The organism is Bacillus sp. 1A, assembly GCF_052682215.1.
In genome coordinates this window covers 4,229,928-4,250,187 of sequence record NZ_JBQYLZ010000001.1, presented here as the reverse complement: position 1 = coordinate 4,250,187, position 20,260 = coordinate 4,229,928, and the positions used below count along the sequence as shown (strand labels likewise).

The window sequence follows — 20,260 nt, the reverse complement described above, 5'->3', positions numbered from 1 at the left end:
CAAAAATAAGAAATTCCACTCATCGTAGACGAGCATACGTAGTAGCAAGTAAGGCCGAAATGATAGGGGGATTCAGATGGAGAAAACAAAGTTACCGTGGGATGAATTTTTTTCACTTAATAAAGATGTGAATTATACTTTCTTTACGCCAGAAGATTTTTCAGGAGATGAAGATTTAATCGCAAAAACGACAGAACAATTCGTTAAACAAGAAATTGTTCCACAAATGGAGAATATAGAACAACATAACTATAAAATTTCTCGTCAATTATTTGAGAAAGCTGGAGAACTTGGATTATTAAGTATTGAAGTCCCAGAAGAGTACGGTGGATTTGAGTTAGGAAAGGCAGTTTCAGGGCTTGTAGCAGAAAAAATGGGATACGCTGGTGCATTTAGTGTTTCCTTTAATATACACGCTGGTGTAGGTACATTGCCTTACATATATTACGGAACGAAAGAACAAAAAGAAAAATATTTGCCGAAAATTGCGTCTGGAGAATGGATTGGGGCCTATGCTTTAACTGAGCCAAATGCTGGTTCTGATGCTTTAAGTGCAAAAACAAGTGCAGTATTAAATGAAGATGGTACTGCTTGGAAGTTAAATGGTGAGAAGCAGTGGATTACAAATGCTCATATGGCAGATGTATACGTTGTTTTTGCGAAGACAAATAAAGGAATGACAGCGTTTATTGTCGAAAGAACATGTGAAGGTGTATCCATTGGATTAGAAGAAAAGAAAATGGGGATTAAAGGTTCTTCAACGGCTACCCTAATCTTAGAAGATGTTGTCATCCCTGCTCAAAATGTTTTAGGGGAAGTTGGAAAAGGGCATCACGTAGCTCTTAATATTCTTAACTTCGCTAGACTAAAGCTGGCTTTTGGAAATATTGGAACAGCAAAACAAGCAATTGGTTTGTCGGTTCAATATGGAAAAGAGCGAAAACAGTTCCAAACGGAATTAGTAGATTTTACGATGATTCAAGAGAAAATTGCAAATATGATCATTGCTACATATGGAGCAGAAAGTGCAGCCTACCGTACAGCAGGTGTAATTGATGAAGCAATTCATGAGAGTGATGAAGATCTTATGAAGAAAATGTCTCAATTTGCAATTGAATGTGCACTTAATAAAGTAAATGCTTCTGAAACACTTGGTCATATCGTAGATGAAGCTGTACAAATTTATGGTGGTTACGGTTATATGCAAGAGTACGAGGTAGAACGATTATATCGTGATGCTAGAATTAGTCGTATTTTTGAAGGAACGAACGAAATTAATAGATTAACAGTTGCTAAAATGTTAATGAAGCAAATGGAACAAATTGAAGATACTGTAGTAGAAGTTGATGTAGCAAATGTTGAAAGAAACCATCGTTACATTTTATTATCGAAAAAATTGTTGAAACAATCTTTGAAAACGCTCTCTAAAACTCCAGGGTTAAAAATTGACCAAGAACAAGAATATTCACGTGTATTATCAAATATGTTAACGGACGTGTACGTCATGGAATCAGCATTTTTACGTACGAAGAAAGCAATTAGTAAAAATGGTGAAGAGAAAGAGCGTACGAAACAAATGATAACTGATGTTATTTGTGAAGAAGGCTATCGTAAAATAGAAGAAGCAGCGATTTCTATACTTTCAGCGGCTGTCACAGAAGAACAAGATAGACACGTAATTTTAGCTGAAATTCGTCAATTATTAGTGCCTTTATACACGAACGTATTTACAAAAAAGAGAGAAATTGCGAAAGCTATTATAAATCGCGGAAAGTATATTGTGTAAATAGGAGGAAAGCGATATGAAAAAGATTGGCTTTATCGGTTTAGGTAATATGGGTCTTCCGATGTCTAAAAATTTAGTTAAATCAAGTTACACAGTATACGGTGTAGATTTAAATAAAGAGGCCGAAGCTTCCTTTGAAAATGAAGGAGGAATTATTGGCTTATCAATCTCAAAACTAGCAGAAACATGCGATGTGATTTTTACAAGTTTACCTTCACCTCGCGCTGTTGAAGCGGTGTATTTTGGGGAAGAAGGATTATTTGAAAATAGCCACTCGAATGTAGTTTTAATTGATACAAGTACTGTATCTCCACAATTAAACAAACAGTTAGAGGAAGCTGCAAAGGAAAAGAGAGTAGACTTTTTAGCAGCGCCTGTTAGTGGTGGGGTAATTGGAGCCGAAAACCGTACATTAACGTTTATGGTTGGTGGATCAAAAGAAGTATATGAGAAAACGGAATCTATCATGGGCGTACTAGGCGCGAATATTTTCCATGTTAGTGAGCAGATTGATAGTGGCACAACAGTTAAATTAATTAATAACCTATTAATTGGTTTTTATACAGCTGGTGTGAGTGAAGCTTTAACATTAGCGAAAAAGAATAATATGGATTTAGATAAAATGTTTGATATTTTAAATGTAAGTTACGGTCAAAGTAGAATTTATGAGCGTAATTATAAAAGTTTCATTGCAACTGAAAACTACGATCCAGGCTTTACTGTGAATTTATTAAAGAAAGATTTAGGATTTGCAGTAGATTTAGCGAAAGAAAGCGAACTTCACTTACCAGTAAGCGAAATGCTATTAAACGTATATGAAGAAGCAAGTGAGGCAGGGTATGGTGAAAACGATATGGCTGCTTTATATAAGAAAGTTAGTGAACAGTTAATTTCTAATCAAAAATAATAGACTTATATACATCATAAAAAAGGAGAGAATATAATGATTACAACTGAAATTAAACGAGTAAAAAATCATATTAATGGTGAGTGGGTAGAATCTACTGGTACAGAAGTAGAAGCAGTTCCGAATCCGGCGACTGGAAAAATTATCGCTTACGTTCCGCTATCTCCGAAAGAAGATGTTGAAAAAGCTGTTGAAGCGGCAAAAGCAGCATACGAAACATGGTCTAAAGTACCAGTTCCGAATCGTTCAAGACAATTATATAAATATTTACAGCTTTTACAAGAAAACAAAGAAGAGCTTGCTAAAATCATTACGCTAGAAAATGGTAAAACATTAACGGATGCAACTGGTGAGGTGCAGCGCGGGATTGAAGCGGTAGAACTTGCAACATCAGCACCAAATTTAATGATGGGACAAGCTCTTCCGAATATTGCTAGCGGCATTGATGGATCGATTTGGCGCTATCCAATTGGAGTTGTTGCTGGTATTACACCGTTTAACTTCCCAATGATGATTCCATTATGGATGTTCCCACTTGCAATTGCTTGCGGTAATACGTTCGTATTAAAAACATCTGAAAGAACGCCACTTTTAGCAGAGCGACTTGTAGAGTTATTCTATGAAGCTGGTTTTCCAAAAGGGGTATTAAATTTAGTACAAGGCGGAAAAGATGTTGTAAATAGCATTTTAGAAAGTAAAGATATTCAAGCTGTTTCGTTCGTTGGCTCTGAGCCAGTAGCTCGTTACGTATATGAAACAGGTACGAAGCACGGGAAACGTGTACAAGCGTTAGCTGGTGCAAAAAACCATGCGATTGTGATGCCAGATTGCAATCTTGAGAAAACAGTGCAAGGTGTAATTGGATCTGCATTCGCAAGTAGTGGAGAGCGCTGCATGGCATGTTCAGTAGTAGCAGTAGTTGATGAAATTGCTGATGAATTCATCGACGTACTAGTAGCAGAGACGAAGAAGTTAAAAGTAGGTGACGGTTTCCACGAAGATAATTATGTTGGACCATTAATTCGTGAATCTCATAAAGAGCGCGTATTAGGCTATATTAATAGCGGTGTAGCAGATGGAGCAACTTTATTAGTTGATGGCCGCAAAATTAAGGAAGAAGTTGGAGAAGGTTACTTTGTAGGTGCGACAATCTTTGATGGTGTAAATCAAGAAATGAAAATTTGGCAAGATGAAATTTTTGCTCCAGTATTAAGCATTGTACGAGTTAAAGATTTAGAAGAAGGTATTAAACTGACAAATCAATCTAAATTTGCAAATGGCGCGGTTATTTATACGTCAAATGGTAAACATGCACAAACGTTCCGTGATAATATCGATGCTGGTATGATCGGTGTAAACGTAAACGTTCCAGCACCAATGGCATTCTTCGCATTTGCAGGAAATAAAGCTTCCTTCTTTGGTGATTTAGGTACAAATGGTACAGATGGCGTTCAATTCTATACACGTAAAAAAGTTGTAACTGAGCGCTGGTTTTAATATAGAGTGAACAGCCAAATCAGTTGTTAAATGAAAACCACCACTATTAATAGTGGTGGTTTTCGTCTTGTTAATTATTTTTTTCAAAAGCTAGTTTAATACCAAAACCAATTAAGACGATTCCTGTTAAGCCTTGAATATAACGTTGCGTCCTCGGTTTTTTCATAAAAGCACTAATTTTATCAATTAAAAATATATAAAAAGCGAACCAAATAACTGTTAAAATGAGGTAAGTAAGACCCATTACGAGAAGTTGAATAAACGTATTATGATTTGGATTTAAAAATTGCGGTAAAAAGGTTAAAAAAAAGACTGCAACTTTAGGGTTTAATAAATTCGTAAGAAACCCTTGGCGAAAGCAAGAAGTGTGTTCATCTTCATTATTTAAAGATATATCGTTCGTATCAAAGCCTTCTTTGTTTCTTACCGTTAAAAGGGCTTTAATGCCAATATAAATTAAATATAGAGCTCCAACGTACTTGAAAATAGAAAATAAAAGAGCCGACTTTACAATAATTGCGGAAAGTCCGATTACTGCTGCTAAAGTATGAATTAAAAGTGCAACACATGTACCGAACACTGTTTTCACTCCACCGACCTTACCGGCAACCAATGTATTTTTCGTCGCCATTGCAGTATCAGGACCGGGTAAAATAATAAGACAAATAGACATAATGATGAAAAGAAAATAATTTTCAATCATAGTTGCTCCTCCTTTTTTATTTTTAGAATATTTGATTAAAAATAGTGTAGCACACATTTCGATTTAATAAAATTAAATTTTATTAAAAATTATTAAATGAGAAAGAGGCTATATAGTAGTGGAATGATATGCTCCCCTTAAGGTAGACAGATTAAAAAATAAAAATCTGTTTGATCTTAAGGGGAGTTTTTTTGATGTCCAAAAAACGGTATCTTCCTGAATTTAAGCTAGAGCTATTGCTTGCTTATAGAAAAGGAAATTATACAATTACAGAACTTTGTAAGAAGCATCAAGTTACACAATATTCATTCAAGGAATGGATGAAGTGTTTTGAACAATACGGGATTGAAGGTCTACAAAAAAGCTCATCATGGAAACGATATTCAAAGGAAGTCAAAGAAACAGCGATTATGGAGTATTTATCAGGGGAATATTCTCAATATGAAATTATTAGAAGACATGAAATCTCAAGTAGATCCGTTCTCCAGCGATGGATAAAAGATTATAATAGTCATAGAGAGTTGAAAGAGACGCCGAAAGGGAAGATGCGATCTATGACGAAAAAGAGAATAACTTCTTGGGAGGAACGAATTCAAATCGTCCTATCCTGTTTAGAAAACGATAAAAATTTTCAAATGACAGCTGAAACATATGATGTTTCTTACCAACAGGTCTATCAATGGGTTAAAAAATATAACAATGGCGGAGACGAAGCATTAAAAGATAGACGTGGAAGAAAGAAGGAAGAACAAGAACTTTCACCAGAAGAAAAAGTAAAGTTAGAAATGAAAAATCTTGAAAGAGAGAATGAACGGTTACGAGCCGAAAATGCATTCTTAAAAAAGTTAGAAGAACTCGAGAGGAGGCGTTAAATCAAGTACGTTTTGAAAATAAATATGTCGCAATTCAAGAACTTCATAAAGAAAAAAATATGACAATTTCACTACTCTGTAAAATCGCTGGCATTACACGTGCAGCATATTATAAGTGGATAAATCGTAAACCTTCAGTTAGAGAAATAGAAAATAAAAAAATCATAGAAGAAATACAAACTCTTCACGAGAAATTAAACGGGATCTATGGCTATCGTCGAATGGTGTTAAATATGAATCGCCTATTCGGTCAAACCTTCAATCACAAACGTATTTATCGTTTGATGAAGATAGCTGGATTACAATCTATCATTCGTAGAAAGAGAAAGCGTTACAAAAACACCACTCCACAACATGTCACACAAAACGTATTAAATCGTGAGTTTCAAGCAAATAGGCCAAATGAAAAGTGGGTAACGGACGTGACAGAATTCAAGTACAGCTCATCTAAGAAGGCTTATTTAAGTGCGATTCTTGATTTGTATGACGGTTCCATCGTCAGCTACGTTCTAGGACATTCTAACAATAATCAACTTGTATTTAAAACCTTTGATCAAGCACCAGTTCGTTCACCTAAGGATGAACTTCTTCTGCATAGCGATCGTGGTTTTCAATATACTTCCCATGGATTCAAGCACCGTGTAGATAAAACAGGCATAGTCCATAGTATGTCACGTGTTGGTAGATGCATTGATAATGGGCCAATGGAGTCTTTTTGGGGAACGATTAAGTGCGAGAAATATTACTTACATAAATACGATACGTTTGAGGAACTAAATCAAGCGGTAGATGAGTACATTCAATTTTATAATTATGACCGATTCCAAAAACGACTAAACGGCCTCAGCCCCATGGAATATAGGGCTGAAGCCGCTTAGGATGTTTTTATTATTTCCACTGTCTACTTGACGGGGGGCTGTTCAGAATTCCACTACTATATAGCCTCAATTTTATCCCGCATGACCGGACGATCGGTGAAACATTAATAAGCGGGTAATGAACCCCCACTTATTAATGTTTCACCTTATTATGCATTAAGTAAGTTAAAGAATCGATTTACATCTTCTTCTGAAACATCACTTAACTGCTTATATTTATAATTCGGATTTTGATCTTTATCAACGACAACAGAACGTACTCCTTCGAAGAAATCCGCATGTCTCATGAAATTTTTAGCAAGTACAAGGTCGGTAGCAAAACATTCTTCAACGGACTTATCTTGTCCATCAATAAACTGTTTTAATGTTACTTTTAATGAAATAGGGGATTTTGATAATAGCGTTTCTTTCGTTTTTAAAGCAAAGGAACTTTGAGCTTTCTCCAATGAATCGGTGATCTCTTCAATTGTATCGAATGCAAAATGTGAATTAATTTCTTCTAATGAAGTAGAAAGTTCGCTTTCTAAGTTTGGAGCAGTTGCAAATGTACGAATGACTTCTTTTAAATTAGTATGTACATCATCTTGTTTATGCCAATTTACACTTTCAAGTTCAGTAAGGAAAATTGGTAATGAATCAGATGTCATAAAGTAATCAGCAGCGTTTATAAATAATACGTCAGCAGCTTTTAAAACAGATGCTGTTAAAGCAATATAGCGACCAGCAAACCCTGGAGCTTTATTTAAGAAATAAGCAGCACCGACATCTGGGAAGAAGCCGATATTCATCTCTGGCATTGCCCATTTCGTACGCTCAGTTACAATTCGATATTTCGCACCATTTGTAAGACCGACACCACCGCCCATTACAATTCCATCTAAACAAGCGATGATCGGTTTTTTATATTGATAAATATATGTATCAATTTCATACTCTTCTTCAAAAAAACGTTCCGCATGCTGCAATGCAGTTTCATTTGAACGCGCTTCATAAAGAGTTTTAATGTCGCCGCCTGCACAAAAACCTTTTGTGCCAGCTCCTTTTAATACGATAAGCGCAATTCGCTCATTATTTTCCCACTCTTTCAGTTTTTGCCCAATTGGTTGCAACATGTCATAAGATAAAGAATTAAGCGCTTTTGGGCGGTTTAAAGTAATTGATGCAACGCCGTTTTCACTAACAGAAAATAAAACGTGTTCAGTCATAATTCATCCTCCCTTACATATCTTCTTATTCTTAATTCTTGATACGTATTGAAATGTCCTTTATAAATTTTGTCTAAACTTGACGGTACGTGTTAATTTGTATATCGCATATTTTGACGAGATATATTTGCAGGATTTCTGAGGTTGAAAATGAATATTACAACATTACTGTAATTGTAATTATTTGAAATTATCATGATAAACACGCTATTATATATGTGTAAATTGTACATAATGACTTCAAAAAGAGTATTTGAAGCGATTATGATGAAAGAAAAATTGCTTTTCATTAGAAATAGAGAAAGGAGAAATCGGAATGCCAGTACCTTTACTATTGTCGGTGATTATTTTGTCTTCTTTAATGATAGGGATAACGCAGTATTTTCATCATACAGATACGACAGAGGAAGTGAAGGATAAAGTACGACTTGTATTTCCGATTTTCATCATATCTATTTCTTTTTGCATTTTATTAAATAAGGATGGGTACATTATCGCAGTATTTTCATTTTTTGTAGCGATCGTTTTCATTACAGTTTTATATTATGTAATGAAAGACTTTATACAAAAATAAAGATGTCACATTAGACATTTTTATTTTTAAAATAAATAAAATTTCACATACCGTATTATATGTAAAAATAAAAAACATATAGTAGTAGAAAAGTGTGTACTTTGCCGTGTATTTACTTGTCAATCTTGCATAGCCAATATACTATTAATAATGTAGAGATTAGAAAAAGGGGTTGTATCTGTCATGAAATTTGAGATGCACACAAAAATTATTTCAAATGAAAAAGAAGTAAGATTACATATAGAAGAAAACATATTTCAATTAACATTGGATGGTTATCACTTATTTACAGTTCAAGAAATATTGCCTTTATATAAATCAAATGAAGAAAGAATTGGTAGTGCAATGATACAAAAGTTAGAGTGGGAAAACGGAAAAACTACAATAAACTATCAACTCGTATCACTAAAATCAGTAAATTAAAAGGAGCAGGAAACTATGAAGTTATTTCATACAGCGGATTGGCATTTAGGAAAGCTCGTTCATGGCGTGTATATGACTGAAGATCAAAAGATTGTATTAGATCAGTTTGTACAAGCTGTTGAAGAAGAAAAACCAGATGCCGTAATTATTGCAGGGGATTTATATGACCGAGCAATTCCACCTACGGAAGCAGTAGACTTATTAAATGATGTTTTACAAAAAATAGTGATTGATTTACAAACACCAGTTATTGCGGTTGCAGGAAACCATGATAGTCCAGATCGTATTCATTTTGGAAGTAGTTTAATGAAGAAACAAGGATTATTTATTGTGGGACAATTTCAATTTCCATATGAGCCAATTATATTAAATGATGAACATGGCGAGGTTCACTTCCATCTCATTCCATATGCGGATCCAAGCATAGTTAGACATGTTTTGAAAAACGAAGATGTACGTTCTCATGATGATGCGATGCGTATTTTTATGAATGAGCTTTCTGAAACGATGGATAAAGAAGCTAGACACGTATTTGTTGGTCATGCATTTGTAACTTCTGCGGGAGAAGCGGAGGAGAATACAAGTGATGCAGAACGACCACTTTCAATTGGTGGTGCTGAATACGTAAATAGTTATTATTTTGATAAGTTTCATTACACAGCGCTTGGACATTTACATCAAGCGCATTTCGTACGTAATGAGACCATTCGATATTCTGGTTCGCCACTTGCGTATTCTATTTCTGAAGAAAAACATAAAAAAGGTTATTATATTGTGGAACTGAACGAAACAGGTGAAGCAACAATTGAAAAAAGGTTACTTGCACCACGCCGTAAAATGCGAACAGTAGAAGCAAAAATAGATGAATTATTACAACATCCAGTAAGTGAAGATTACGTGTTTGTAAAATTATTAGATGAAAATCCTGTCTTGCAGCCAATGGAAAAAATACGCTCTGTATATCCAAATGCAATGCATGTTGAAAGATCTATTCAAAGACGAGAGTTCACAGAGTCAAATGAAGTAACTGTTTCAAGACATAAAACGGATGATTTATCTCTTTTAAAGGCTTTTTATAAAGAAATGAAAGGCTTAGATTTATCAGAAGAGAAAGAACGTCTATTTGTAGAAGTATTACAAACAGTGCAAGAACGGGAAGGTGAACGAGGATGAGACCGATTCAGCTTATTATGACGGCATTTGGGCCATATAAACAGAAAGAAGTAATTGATTTTGACGATCTGGGAGAGCATCGTATTTTCGCCATTTCTGGGAACACGGGTGCTGGGAAGACAACGATTTTTGATGCAATTTGTTATGTGTTATATGGTGAGGCAAGTGGAGAAGAACGTAGTGATACGAGCATGCTTCGCAGCCAATTTGCTGATGATAATGTGTATACAAGTGTAGAACTAACCTTTCAGTTAAAAGGGAAACGTTATGAAATAAAACGACAACTGGGACATAAAAAACAAGGGAACAAGACGATTACGGGACATGCAGTAGAATTATATGAAGTAATTGATGAAGAGAAGGTTCCAGCTGTTGATCGTTTCCATGTAACGGATGTAAATAAAAAAGTGGAAGATTTAATCGGTTTAAGTAAACATCAATTTAGTCAAATTGTTATGTTACCGCAAGGGGAATTTCGAAAACTATTAACATCTGAGACTGAAAACAAAGAAGAAATTTTGCGTCGTATTTTTAAAACAGATCGTTATAAGTTAATGCGAGAGTTACTTGATCAAAAACGAAAACAATGGAAAGACGTTTTACAAGAAAAACAAAAAGAGCGAGAGCTACATTTTCGTAATGTTTTTAAATTACCGATCCGAGATGGAGCATTATTAGAGACATTAGTGGAACAAGAGCATGTAAATACGCATCAAGTAGTAGAAGCATTAGAACAAGAAACAGCTGTGTATAAGGCAGAAGTTGAGCAATTACAAGTAGAACAAGATGTTCAAACAAAGCAATTAAAGGATGCTGAAACACGTTTTCACGCAGCGAAGTCTGTAAATGAGAAGTTTATAGATTTACAACAAAAGAATGAGAAATATAACACTTTACAAGAAAACCGTACAGTTATTGAAAGGAAAGAAACATCTTTTAAACGTGGGGAACAAGCGAAGCGCTTATTACCATTTGAACAATGGCACGAAGAAGCGATGCAAAATGAGCAGAAAGCTGAAAGTTTGTTAAAACAAATTATCGCCAAAAAAGAAAATATAATGAGTAATTTTGAACTTGCTCAGGGGAAATATGAAGCAGTAAAGAATAAAGAACCTGAGAGAGAAGATGCAAAAAAACTTGTTCAAAGATTAGAAGAGTTACAATCGATTATTGCATCGTTAGCTGAGAAACAGTTGAATTTACAAAATACAGAAATTCAAATAGGAAAATTAAAAGAAAGTATGCAAAACTTAGATCGACAATTAGAAGAGCATACAAATCAAAAACAGCTAATGTCTAGTGAATTACAACAAATAGAACGAGCACTTGAGCAATATGTAGCTAAAGTAGAAGAACTAACGAATATGCGAGAAGATGCAAAAGTTTTAAAGCAAGCATATGATGTTTGGCAAGAAAAACAAAAATTCGAGAAAGAAAAAGAAACTGCATTTACTAAGATGCAAGAGGCAGTTCGTGCATATGAGAATATGGAACGTCGCTGGTTAAGTGAACAAGCTGGTATATTAGCTCTTCATCTACATGATGGCGAATCTTGTCCAGTATGTGGTAGTACGAACCATCCGAAAAAAGCTACAGAGCAAAGTGATGCGATCGATGAAAAAGAGTTAAATGATTTAAGAGACAAGAAGAATCTTGCTGAAAAATTACATGTTCAGTTAGAAGAGAAATGGAATTTCTATCACCTTCAATATGAACAGATAATAGTAGAGGTTAAGAAGCGAGGCTATCGCTCAGAGAAATTAGATGAAACATATAGTGCACTTGTTCACAAGGGAAAACAATTAGCAACTGAAGTGAATACGTTAAAGGCAAGTGAAGAAACGCGTAAGCAAACAGCTGTGAATATAAAAAGTGTAGAAGAAAAAGTAGATGCACTTCAGAAACAAAAGCGTGAGGTAGAAACAGAGCAGCACCGAACAGAAATGGAGTGTATGCAGCTTCGTACGTCATATGAACATGATAAGAAAAATATTCCTGAAAGCTTACAAACAGTACAGGCTTGGAAAGTTCAGTTTGACCAAGCTATGCATGAACTCAAATTAATGGAAGACGAATGGAGGAAAGTGCAGGAAGCGTATCAACATTGGCAAAATGAAAATATACGTATTCAAGCAGAACAGGAAGGTGCTTCTACTCAATTTGAAAGTGCAAAATTGAAGAAAGAAGAGACTTTCGCGCGCTTTATGAAAGAACTTGAACAGAGCGGGTTTACAAATCAAATAACGTATAAAGAAGCTAAATTAAGTGATGCCGAGATGGAGATGCTACAAAAAGAAATTCAAAGCTATTATTCATCTCTTGAAGTGCTTGCAAAACAAATTGAAGAGTTACAAGCTGAATTAAAAGATAAAGAGTATATGGATATTACAGCGTTAGGTGACCACATAACAGAATTACAAATTAATCTCGATATCATTAAAGAAAAACGTCAACGTGCGCAAAATGCAGTAACATATATTTTTGATTTACATGAAAATATTAGACGTATTGATGAGCAAATTCATGAGGAAGAAAAAGCTTTCCAAGAACTTGTTGATTTATATGAAGTAATGAAAGGTGATAACGAAAGCCGTATATCATTTGAACGTTACATCTTAATTGAGTATTTAGAACAAATTGTTCAAATTGCAAACGAACGATTACGTAAATTATCAAATGGACAATTTTATTTAAAACGAAGTGAACGAGTTGAAAAAAGAAATCGTCAAAGTGGATTAGGATTAGATGTATACGACGCATATACTGGTCAAACACGCGATGTAAAAACATTATCTGGCGGCGAGAAATTTAATGCATCGCTTTGCTTAGCGCTCGGAATGGCAGACGTCATTCAAGCATATGAAGGTGGTATTTCCATCGAAACGATGTTTATCGACGAAGGATTCGGTTCATTAGACGAGGAGTCATTAACAAAAGCAGTTGATGCCTTAATTGACTTACAAAAATCAGGCCGCTTTATCGGTGTTATATCACACGTTCAAGAGCTGAAAAACGCAATGCCAGCTGTATTAGAAGTAACGAAGCAGAAGGATGGGTGTAGTCAGACTCGGTTTGTGGTGAAGTAAGTTCAATTGTAATTCATACTTAAAGCATTGTTTGCGAGTTTCTAGTATAAAAATTATGATAAAACAAATGCCGCCTCTTTATAGAGGTGGCATTTGTTTGTTATTCAGAATTAGATAATGCACCTACGAGTTATCTGTAGAAGGCGGAGTATTTTCTAAACGATTATAAGCTTTAAAAGCTGAAATTGCGGATATAACACCACCTACTAAAAATAAAGCTGATCCACTGACTAATATGATACGACTGACATATGTTTCGCGTGCTTCTTCAACTTCTTCTTGTAACATTGTTGGCATTTGAAATCCCCCTAAACAACATTTATTTTGTAGATAGTATATACAAACGCCTAAAATATGTTAAAATCACTGAATAGTATTATGAGGAAGTATATAGTTAGATGTGAATTGTTTGAAAAATCTTCATTACAAATTTATGCTAACTTCACATAGAGCACATATTAAAATTGTATTATGTATATGTACCAAATAAATAAAGTGAATTGTATTTCGTTCTGTTTTTAAAAATTTAAAATTCTATTATTTTTATATAAAGGTTTCATATCGGAGTTTTAAATATTTTGGAAATAGATCTAAATAAGAGGAATTCATATAAAAGGGGAATGTCTTATGACAACATATACGAGTGAAATGAGAAAAAGTTCAGTTTCAGAAGAAGATGTAGATATTTTAAAAATTATGGCACACCCAATCCGATTACAAATTGTAAATGAATTAAGTACGAGAAAAACTTGTAACGTAACACAATTAACAGAATTACTAAATATTCCACAATCGACTGTTTCGCAACATTTATCAAAAATGAAAGGTAAAGTGTTACGAGCTGAGAGAAGAGGTTTAGAAATTTATTATCATATTAATAATTTAAAAGCGAGTAAGATTGTAAGTGTTTTAGGATATATAAACTAATGAAGAATGTTCATATAAAATAGCCCCTGCTGGTGAGCAGGGGCTATTTTTTGTTGTTTTATGTATTCGTATTTAAAATTTTATAGTTTTTATGATTTACAATTGTTCGATCAAATTCAAAAGTACCACCGCTTACATCTGTAATTTCAACTAAGACCGATTCAGTATAAAGTTTTAGTACAGATCCCGTAATCTTTAAATTATTTCGTTGAAAAAGTATAGTATCCCCTACGTTTGCTTTCATAGTACCTCCTCATTAAAGACAGAAATATTTTTTTATTATATATATTAAACCACGTATAGATATATTAGTGAATATTTAGTTTTATTTATCAATAAAATATTTTTTATTTTATAAAAAATAAAGTGCATCGTAGTGTGAAAATAGTTTTTCTGTATGTATAGGAAAATCAAAATATTGCAATGTAGGTATCATATAACTTGAGACATAATTTTTATAAAGAGAGATGATAAAACAGCTGTAAGTCGTATTGATGCAAAACATTATAATAGCTACTTACGTATTTAATAATTTGTTTTTGTATTTCGTCCTTCGTTTTCTGTAACTGATTCCATATTTTTGACGCTCTATCTTGTAAGTGCTTACATAAACAGAAATATCTTATACAATGAAGGTGTTAAATCAAATGAGGTGGCCAATATGAACATAAAAAAAGAAAATTTAGCGAATAGCATTGAAATAGAAAGAGGAGGCGGAAAGGTATGAAAAAATCAAATGTTAATCCATGGCTTGTTGTCCTTGGTACAGTCATAGTACAAATGGGACTTGGAACGATATATACATGGAGTTTATTTAATCAGCCTTTAGTTAGTAAATACGGTTGGAGTCTTAACGCAGTTGCTATAACTTTCTCAATTACTAGTCTTTCCTTAGCGTTTTCGACTTTATTTGCGAGTAAATTGCAAGAAAAATGGGGACTTCGTAAACTTATTATGATAGCTGGACTAGCATTAGGACTAGGATTAATACTTAGTTCACAAGCTTCCTCATTAATATTGCTTTATGTACTAGCAGGGGTTGTTGTAGGTTATGCAGATGGTACAGCATATATCACTTCACTATCCAATTTAATAAAGTGGTTTCCAAAGCGTAAAGGTTTAATTGCTGGTATTTCTGTCTCTGCATATGGTTCGGGTAGCTTAATCTTTAAATATGTTAACGCACAGTTAATTGAATCAGTTGGTGTATCACAAGCGTTTATATACTGGGGTTTAATTGTTACAGCTATGATTGTCCTTGGCGCTTGTTTAATCCATCAAGCTGCAGATCAAGGAGCAGTTCATGAAACAAAAACTCACGAATATACAACGAAAGAAATGTTAGGCACAAAACAAGTATACTTATTATTTATTATGTTATTTACATCATGTATGAGTGGCTTATACTTAATTGGTATGGTAAAAGACATTGGTGTTCAACTTGTAGGGCTTAGCGCAGCGACAGCAGCTAATGCGGTGGCTATGGTTGCAATCTTCAATACATTAGGTCGTATTATTTTAGGACCGTTATCAGATAAAATTGGCCGTTTAAAAATCGTTACTGGTACATTTGTTGTTATGGCAGCTTCAGTCTTGGTTTTAAGTTTCGTAGATTTAAATTATGGTATCTACTTCGTATGTGTAGCAAGCGTAGCGTTTTGCTTTGGTGGAAATATCACTATTTTCCCAGCTATCGTTGGTGATTTCTACGGTATGAAAAACCATAGTAAGAACTACGGAATTGTGTATCAAGGATTTGGATTTGGAGCACTTGCAGGTTCCTTTATCGGTGCACTTCTAGGTGGATTTAAACCAACCTTCATGGTGATCGGTGTATTATGTGTCGTATCATTTGTTATCGCAATTTTAATTCAAGCACCTAAGCAGAAAAAAGAACAAGAAGAAGAGTATCGCAGCGTAGCATAAGTATATAAATCTTCTATCACACTATAAATACGAAAAAGCATCCTATTAAATAGGGTGCTTTTTTATGAATGATTGTAACGAGGTTATATAATATTTGGGATTTTTTGAGACAAAAAAGTGAGTGAAATACCTGTTTGGATTATATTGGAATATCAAAAAATGATACATCATATTCGAAATACGTATTAAATCTTAAATTATAAACAAGACATATATCAGTAATTGCAAGATATATTTTCTCGGTATTTTCAGAAAAATGTTGAGAAAATATATACTTGGTTTTTTGATAAGGCTTTGTAAATGAAGGTATCTACAGTTAGTCTTCTACAAGTTTAAAAAGAGGAGTATGAATTAAGTGTGTAATGTAAGGTACTTATTAATGCTTTTAGATGTAATTGTGTTGAGAATCATTAAGATATTTTATCTGAAAAATAAAAATAGGTTGACAAGTTTATTGAGAAAGATTATCATTTAGGTGTAAGAATGTTAAATGAAAAACATTATCAATGAATAATATGTTGATGAAAAGTACACTTGACCAATTAGTTTAGTAAGTGTATTATTTTTAACATCATCAGTGATAATGAAAATCGTTATCATTTATAGTGTTGAATTTGATTAATTTTTATATGAAAGGATAGATGAAATGAACATAGGGGAATTTGATGGGAAAACGGTTTTAGTAACTGGTGCAGCGCAAGGTATAGGTAGTGTTGTAGCAAACATGTTTTTAAAAAGAGGAGCTACAGTTATTGGGGCTGATCAAACTGAAGAGGGGTTAAACGTACTCTTAAATGAAAATGAATTAAATGAAACACGTGTGAAAACGTTTCGTTTAGATGTGAGTGATAGTGCCGCTGTTGAAGAAGTAGTAGAACGGATTGAAAATGATATAGCACCGATAGATATATTAGTAAATGTTGCAGGGGTTTTACGTATGGGAGCGATTCACTCTTTAAGTGATGAAGATTGGAATAAAACATTCTCTGTAAATTCTACAGGGGTTTTCTATATGTGCCGAGCAGTAAGTAAATATATGATGCAAAGAAAGTCAGGGGCAATTGTTACAGTTGGCTCAAATGCGGCAAATACTCCGAGAATGGAGATGGCTGCGTATGCTGCATCAAAAGCTGCAACGACGATGTTTATGAAATGTTTAGGGTTAGAACTTGCAGCATACAATATTCGCTGTAACTTAGTTTCTCCAGGTTCTACTGAAACTGAAATGCAAAGATTATTATGGGCTGATGAGAATGGAGCTGAAAATATAATTGCTGGTTCTCAAAATACATATAGACTCGGTATTCCGTTACAAAAAATTGCACAACCTTCAGAAATTGCTGAAGCAGTATTGTTTTTAGCCTCTGATAAAGCGAGTCATATTACAATGCACAATTTATGTGTCGATGGCGGAGCTACATTAGGAGTTTAATAAAAAATTCAGGAGGTTTTAATACTATGAATGAACTTATAGCCGTAAAGGAACTGTCGGAAAAATTATTAGAAGATTATAAAACTGAATCTTCGTTCTTTTTCGCTTCACCAACTCGAACGATATTGACAGAAGGAGAGTTTACTAAAGTAAAACATCATGAAATTGAAAGTTTTACAGAACTTGTACAAGCGGTATTAAGCAATGCAAAACAAGCTGGAAATCCGAATCCTATCGTTGTTGGTGCTTTGCCTTTTGATCGTAGAAAAGAAGTTCAACTTATCGTACCAGAACATAGTAGAATTACTGAGCGTTTACAGTTAGAGACAACAAATGAGATAAAACGAAATGAGAAACTGACATTTGAAATGACACCGGTTCCAGCTCCTGAAGTTTATATGAATGGTGTGAAGCAAGGGATTGAAAAAATTCAGGACGGAGATTTAAAGAAAATCGTTCTATCTAGATCGTTAGATGTTAAATCTTCAGAGAAGATTGATAAACAAAAACTACTTCGCGAATTGGCAGAGCATAATAAGCACGGTTATACATTTGCTGTGAATTTACCGGAAGATGAAAACGAGTGTAATAAAACATTAATTGGAGCAAGTCCTGAATTACTCGTTTCACGTAGTGGTATGCAAGTCGTTTCTAATCCGTTAGCTGGTTCAAGACCACGTAGTGATGATCCAGTGGAAGATAAGAGAAGAGCAGAGGAATTAATTTCTTCACCAAAAGATTTACATGAACATGCGGTAGTAGTGGAAGCGGTTGCTGCTGCACTTCGTCCATACTGTCATACATTACATGTTCCGGAAAAACCATCCGTTATTCATAGTGAAGCGATGTGGCATTTGTCTACTGAAGTGAAAGGTGAACTAAAGGATCCGAATACTACTTCTTTGGAATTAGCAATTGCTCTTCATCCTACGCCAGCAGTTTGCGGAACGCCAATGGAAGAAGCGAGAGAGGCGATTCAAAAAATTGAGCCATTTGACCGTGAATTCTTTACAGGAATGCTAGGATGGAGCGATTTAAATGGAGATGGTGAATGGATTGTTACAATTCGCTGTGCTGAAGTGCAAGAAAATACACTTCGTTTATATGCAGGAGCAGGAGTTGTTGCTGAGTCAAAACCAGAAGATGAGTTGGCAGAAACATCAGCTAAGTTCCAAACAATGCTGAAGGCTTTAGGATTAAGAGATAATTCGCTGAATGAAAAATAGGGGGAAGAAATAATGTTATCAGGTTTCACGGAATGGCCAGAAGAATTTGCAAATCGTTATCGAGAAGAAGGATGTTGGCTTGGAGAAACATTTGGTTCGTTGTTAAGAGAACGTGCTGAAAAGTATGGAGATGAAATTGCAGTTGTAAGTGGTAATATGCATATGACGTATAGTGAGCTTGATAAAAAAGTAGATTGCTTAGCTTCAGGTTTACTGAATCTAGGAATAAAGCAAGAGGATCGAGTTGTAATACAGTTACCTAACATTATCGAGTTTTTCGAAATATGCTTTGCGCTATTTCGAATTGGAGCGCTTCCTGTTTTTGCACTACCTTCACATCGAAGTAGTGAAATTAGTTATTTCTGTGAGTTTGGTGAGGCGAGTGCTTACGTTATTTCAGATAAGGCTCTCGGCTTTGATTATCGAAAACTAGCAAGAGAAGTAAAAGTGAAAGTGCCAACTTTACAACATGTAATTGTAGTGGGAGAAGAAGAAGAATTTGTGAACATAAGTGATCTGTATATAGATCCCGTTCCATTACCAGAAGTTCAGCCAAGTGATGTTGCGTTTCTCCAATTGTCTGGAGGGACAACAGGGCTTTCTAAATTAATTCCTAGAACACATGATGACTATATTTATAGTTTACGTGTTAGCGCTGAAATTTGTAATTTGAATACGGATAGCGTCTATATGGCAGTTCTTCCAGTAGCGCACAATTACCCGATGAGTTCTCCAGGGACATTTGGAACTTTCTATGCGGGTGGAAAAGTAGTGTTAGCAACCGGTGGTAGTCCAGATGAGGCATTTGCTCTTATAGAAAAAGAAAAAGTAACGATTACAGCGCTTGTTCCACCATTAGCAATGATTTGGCTTGATGCTGCATCTTCCCGTAATAACGATTTATCGAGCTTGCAAGTGATTCAAGTAGGTGGTGCGAAATTTAGTGCCGAAGTTGCGAAGCGTATTCGCCCTACATTTGGATGTACGTTACAGCAAGTGTTCGGTATGGCAGAAGGGTTAGTAAATTACACGAGATTAAATGATCCTGAAGAAATCATTATTCATACACAAGGGAGACCGATGTCTACATTCGATGAAGTAAGGGTCGTTGATAAAAATAATAACGATGTAAAACCTGGTGAAGTAGGTAATTTATTAACACGAGGGCCATATACAATTCGTGGTTATTATAAAGCAGAAGAGCATAATGCACGATCATTTACAAAGGATGGATTTTATCGCACAGGTGATCTTGTAAAAGTAAATGAACAAGGTTACATCATTGTAGAAGGAAGAGATAAAGATCAAATTAACCGTGGTGGTGAAAAGGTTGCTGCGGAAGAAGTTGAAAATCATCTATTAGCACATGATGCAGTACATGATGTAGCCATTGTATCAATGCCTGACGATTATTTAGGAGAACGTACTTGTGCATTTGTAATAGCTCGCGGACAAGCTCCAACTGTAAGTGAATTAAAAATGTTTTTAAGAGAACGCGGTATAGCAGCTTATAAGATTCCAGATCGAATTGAATTTATTGAATCATTCCCGCAAACAGGTGTTGGAAAGGTAAGCAAAAAAGAGTTACGTAAAGTCATTGCTGAAAAACTTATTACGGTAAAACGATAAATAATATAAAAATTGG

The 20,260-nt window shown here is 34.6% G+C and carries 17 protein-coding genes; 13 read left to right on the top strand and 4 right to left on the bottom strand.

All coding sequences use genetic code 11. From position 1 onward, the window contains the following. Positions 1-76: 76 nt before the first annotated feature. From ACUN0F_RS21705 to ACUN0F_RS21695, 3 genes are read left to right on the top strand one after another with little or no spacing between them, the layout of a single operon-like run. Positions 77-1,786, top strand: coding sequence for an acyl-CoA dehydrogenase family protein (locus ACUN0F_RS21705; RefSeq protein ID WP_445540136.1), 1,710 nt, complete (start codon positions 77-79; stop codon positions 1,784-1,786). A 16-nt stretch (positions 1,787-1,802) separates the two neighbouring features. After that, positions 1,803-2,693, top strand: a complete 891-nt coding sequence (locus tag ACUN0F_RS21700; protein WP_000719431.1) for an NAD(P)-dependent oxidoreductase — start codon at positions 1,803-1,805, stop codon at positions 2,691-2,693. Positions 2,694-2,729: 36 nt separating this feature from the next. Further along, positions 2,730-4,190, top strand: a complete 1,461-nt coding sequence (locus ACUN0F_RS21695; protein WP_016134425.1) for a CoA-acylating methylmalonate-semialdehyde dehydrogenase — start codon at positions 2,730-2,732, stop codon at positions 4,188-4,190. A gap of 70 nt (positions 4,191-4,260) precedes the next feature. Here ACUN0F_RS21695 and ACUN0F_RS21690 read toward each other — a convergent pair whose 3' ends face one another. Continuing rightward, positions 4,261-4,893: a LysE family translocator gene (locus ACUN0F_RS21690; protein ID WP_264461948.1), complete on the bottom strand. Its 633-nt coding sequence runs from the start codon at positions 4,891-4,893 to the stop codon at positions 4,261-4,263. A gap of 194 nt (positions 4,894-5,087) precedes the next feature. On the opposite strand from ACUN0F_RS21690, the gene ACUN0F_RS21685 reads away from it, so the two are divergent. Beyond that, a protein-coding gene (locus ACUN0F_RS21685) for an IS3 family transposase (RefSeq protein WP_445539301.1) occupies positions 5,088-6,643 on the top strand; the annotation gives its coding sequence in 2 pieces (ribosomal slippage) (positions 5,088-5,721 and positions 5,721-6,643; 1,557 coding nt in all). 149 nt (positions 6,644-6,792) lie between these two features. Here the strand turns inward: ACUN0F_RS21685 and ACUN0F_RS21680 are convergent. Next, a complete protein-coding gene (locus ACUN0F_RS21680; RefSeq protein WP_445540135.1) occupies positions 6,793-7,848 on the bottom strand; it encodes an enoyl-CoA hydratase/isomerase family protein in 1,056 nt (351 codons plus the stop codon). Positions 7,849-8,164: 316 nt separating this feature from the next. On the opposite strand from ACUN0F_RS21680, the gene ACUN0F_RS21675 reads away from it, so the two are divergent. The 4 genes from ACUN0F_RS21675 (at position 8,165) to ACUN0F_RS21660 (ending at position 13,104) form a co-directional block, all read left to right on the top strand. Then, a complete protein-coding gene (locus ACUN0F_RS21675) occupies positions 8,165-8,422 on the top strand; it encodes a hypothetical protein (RefSeq protein ID WP_001145039.1) in 258 nt (85 codons plus the stop codon). Positions 8,423-8,605: 183 nt separating this feature from the next. Continuing rightward, positions 8,606-8,845 carry a DUF2584 family protein gene (locus tag ACUN0F_RS21670; RefSeq protein ID WP_000667351.1) on the top strand — a complete coding sequence of 80 codons (240 nt, stop codon included), beginning with the start codon at positions 8,606-8,608 and terminating at the stop codon, positions 8,843-8,845. A 15-nt stretch (positions 8,846-8,860) separates the two neighbouring features. Further along, entirely contained in the window at positions 8,861-10,018 is a 1,158-nt protein-coding gene (locus ACUN0F_RS21665; protein ID WP_445540134.1) for an exonuclease SbcCD subunit D, read from the top strand. Beyond that, entirely contained in the window at positions 10,015-13,104 is a 3,090-nt protein-coding gene (locus ACUN0F_RS21660) for an AAA family ATPase (RefSeq protein ID WP_445540133.1), read from the top strand. The genes ACUN0F_RS21665 and ACUN0F_RS21660 overlap by 4 nt, the downstream gene beginning before the upstream one ends. A 123-nt stretch (positions 13,105-13,227) precedes the next feature. On the opposite strand, the gene ACUN0F_RS21655 is transcribed toward ACUN0F_RS21660, so the two are convergent. Continuing rightward, on the bottom strand, positions 13,228-13,401 hold the full coding sequence (locus ACUN0F_RS21655) for a hypothetical protein (protein WP_001142750.1): 174 nt from the start codon (positions 13,399-13,401) through the stop codon (positions 13,228-13,230). 330 nt (positions 13,402-13,731) lie between these two features. Here ACUN0F_RS21655 and ACUN0F_RS21650 point away from each other — a divergent pair, with 330 nt between their 5' ends. Then, positions 13,732-14,031 carry an ArsR/SmtB family transcription factor gene (locus ACUN0F_RS21650; protein ID WP_000214800.1) on the top strand — a complete coding sequence of 100 codons (300 nt, stop codon included), beginning with the start codon at positions 13,732-13,734 and terminating at the stop codon, positions 14,029-14,031. 58 nt (positions 14,032-14,089) lie between these two features. On the opposite strand, the gene ACUN0F_RS21645 is transcribed toward ACUN0F_RS21650, so the two are convergent. Then, on the bottom strand, positions 14,090-14,275 hold the full coding sequence (locus tag ACUN0F_RS21645; protein WP_000646788.1) for a YkvS family protein: 186 nt from the start codon (positions 14,273-14,275) through the stop codon (positions 14,090-14,092). A 479-nt stretch (positions 14,276-14,754) separates the two neighbouring features. Here ACUN0F_RS21645 and ACUN0F_RS21640 point away from each other — a divergent pair, with 479 nt between their 5' ends. From ACUN0F_RS21640 to ACUN0F_RS21625, 4 genes are all read left to right on the top strand, one after another. Further along, complete coding sequence (locus ACUN0F_RS21640; protein WP_088122057.1) at positions 14,755-15,957, top strand: L-lactate MFS transporter; 1,203 nt, start codon at positions 14,755-14,757, stop codon at positions 15,955-15,957. A gap of 646 nt (positions 15,958-16,603) precedes the next feature. Then, on the top strand, positions 16,604-17,389 hold the full coding sequence (gene dhbA, locus ACUN0F_RS21635; RefSeq protein ID WP_088122058.1) for a 2,3-dihydro-2,3-dihydroxybenzoate dehydrogenase: 786 nt from the start codon (positions 16,604-16,606) through the stop codon (positions 17,387-17,389). A 26-nt stretch (positions 17,390-17,415) separates the two neighbouring features. Continuing rightward, a complete protein-coding gene (gene dhbC / locus ACUN0F_RS21630) occupies positions 17,416-18,615 on the top strand; it encodes an isochorismate synthase DhbC (protein ID WP_264462965.1) in 1,200 nt (399 codons plus the stop codon). 12 nt (positions 18,616-18,627) lie between these two features. After that, positions 18,628-20,244: a (2,3-dihydroxybenzoyl)adenylate synthase gene (locus ACUN0F_RS21625; protein ID WP_264462966.1), complete on the top strand. Its 1,617-nt coding sequence runs from the start codon at positions 18,628-18,630 to the stop codon at positions 20,242-20,244. Positions 20,245-20,260 lie beyond the last annotated feature (16 nt).

Coding starts and splice junctions, on each gene's coding strand:
- ACUN0F_RS21650 (WP_000214800.1), top strand. CDS start 13,732: ATGACAACATATACGAGTGAAATGAGAAAAAGTTCAGTTTCAGAAGAA.
- dhbC (WP_264462965.1), top strand. CDS start 17,416: ATGAATGAACTTATAGCCGTAAAGGAACTGTCGGAAAAATTATTAGAA.
- ACUN0F_RS21690 (WP_264461948.1), bottom strand. CDS start 4,893: ATGATTGAAAATTATTTTCTTTTCATCATTATGTCTATTTGTCTTATT.
- ACUN0F_RS21700 (WP_000719431.1), top strand. CDS start 1,803: ATGAAAAAGATTGGCTTTATCGGTTTAGGTAATATGGGTCTTCCGATG.
- ACUN0F_RS21655 (WP_001142750.1), bottom strand. CDS start 13,401: ATGCCAACAATGTTACAAGAAGAAGTTGAAGAAGCACGCGAAACATAT.
- ACUN0F_RS21640 (WP_088122057.1), top strand. CDS start 14,755: ATGAAAAAATCAAATGTTAATCCATGGCTTGTTGTCCTTGGTACAGTC.
- ACUN0F_RS21670 (WP_000667351.1), top strand. CDS start 8,606: ATGAAATTTGAGATGCACACAAAAATTATTTCAAATGAAAAAGAAGTA.
- ACUN0F_RS21695 (WP_016134425.1), top strand. CDS start 2,730: ATGATTACAACTGAAATTAAACGAGTAAAAAATCATATTAATGGTGAG.
- ACUN0F_RS21680 (WP_445540135.1), bottom strand. CDS start 7,848: ATGACTGAACACGTTTTATTTTCTGTTAGTGAAAACGGCGTTGCATCA.
- ACUN0F_RS21705 (WP_445540136.1), top strand. CDS start 77: ATGGAGAAAACAAAGTTACCGTGGGATGAATTTTTTTCACTTAATAAA.
- ACUN0F_RS21675 (WP_001145039.1), top strand. CDS start 8,165: ATGCCAGTACCTTTACTATTGTCGGTGATTATTTTGTCTTCTTTAATG.
- dhbA (WP_088122058.1), top strand. CDS start 16,604: ATGAACATAGGGGAATTTGATGGGAAAACGGTTTTAGTAACTGGTGCA.
- ACUN0F_RS21625 (WP_264462966.1), top strand. CDS start 18,628: ATGTTATCAGGTTTCACGGAATGGCCAGAAGAATTTGCAAATCGTTAT.
- ACUN0F_RS21660 (WP_445540133.1), top strand. CDS start 10,015: ATGAGACCGATTCAGCTTATTATGACGGCATTTGGGCCATATAAACAG.
- ACUN0F_RS21665 (WP_445540134.1), top strand. CDS start 8,861: ATGAAGTTATTTCATACAGCGGATTGGCATTTAGGAAAGCTCGTTCAT.
- ACUN0F_RS21645 (WP_000646788.1), bottom strand. CDS start 14,275: ATGAAAGCAAACGTAGGGGATACTATACTTTTTCAACGAAATAATTTA.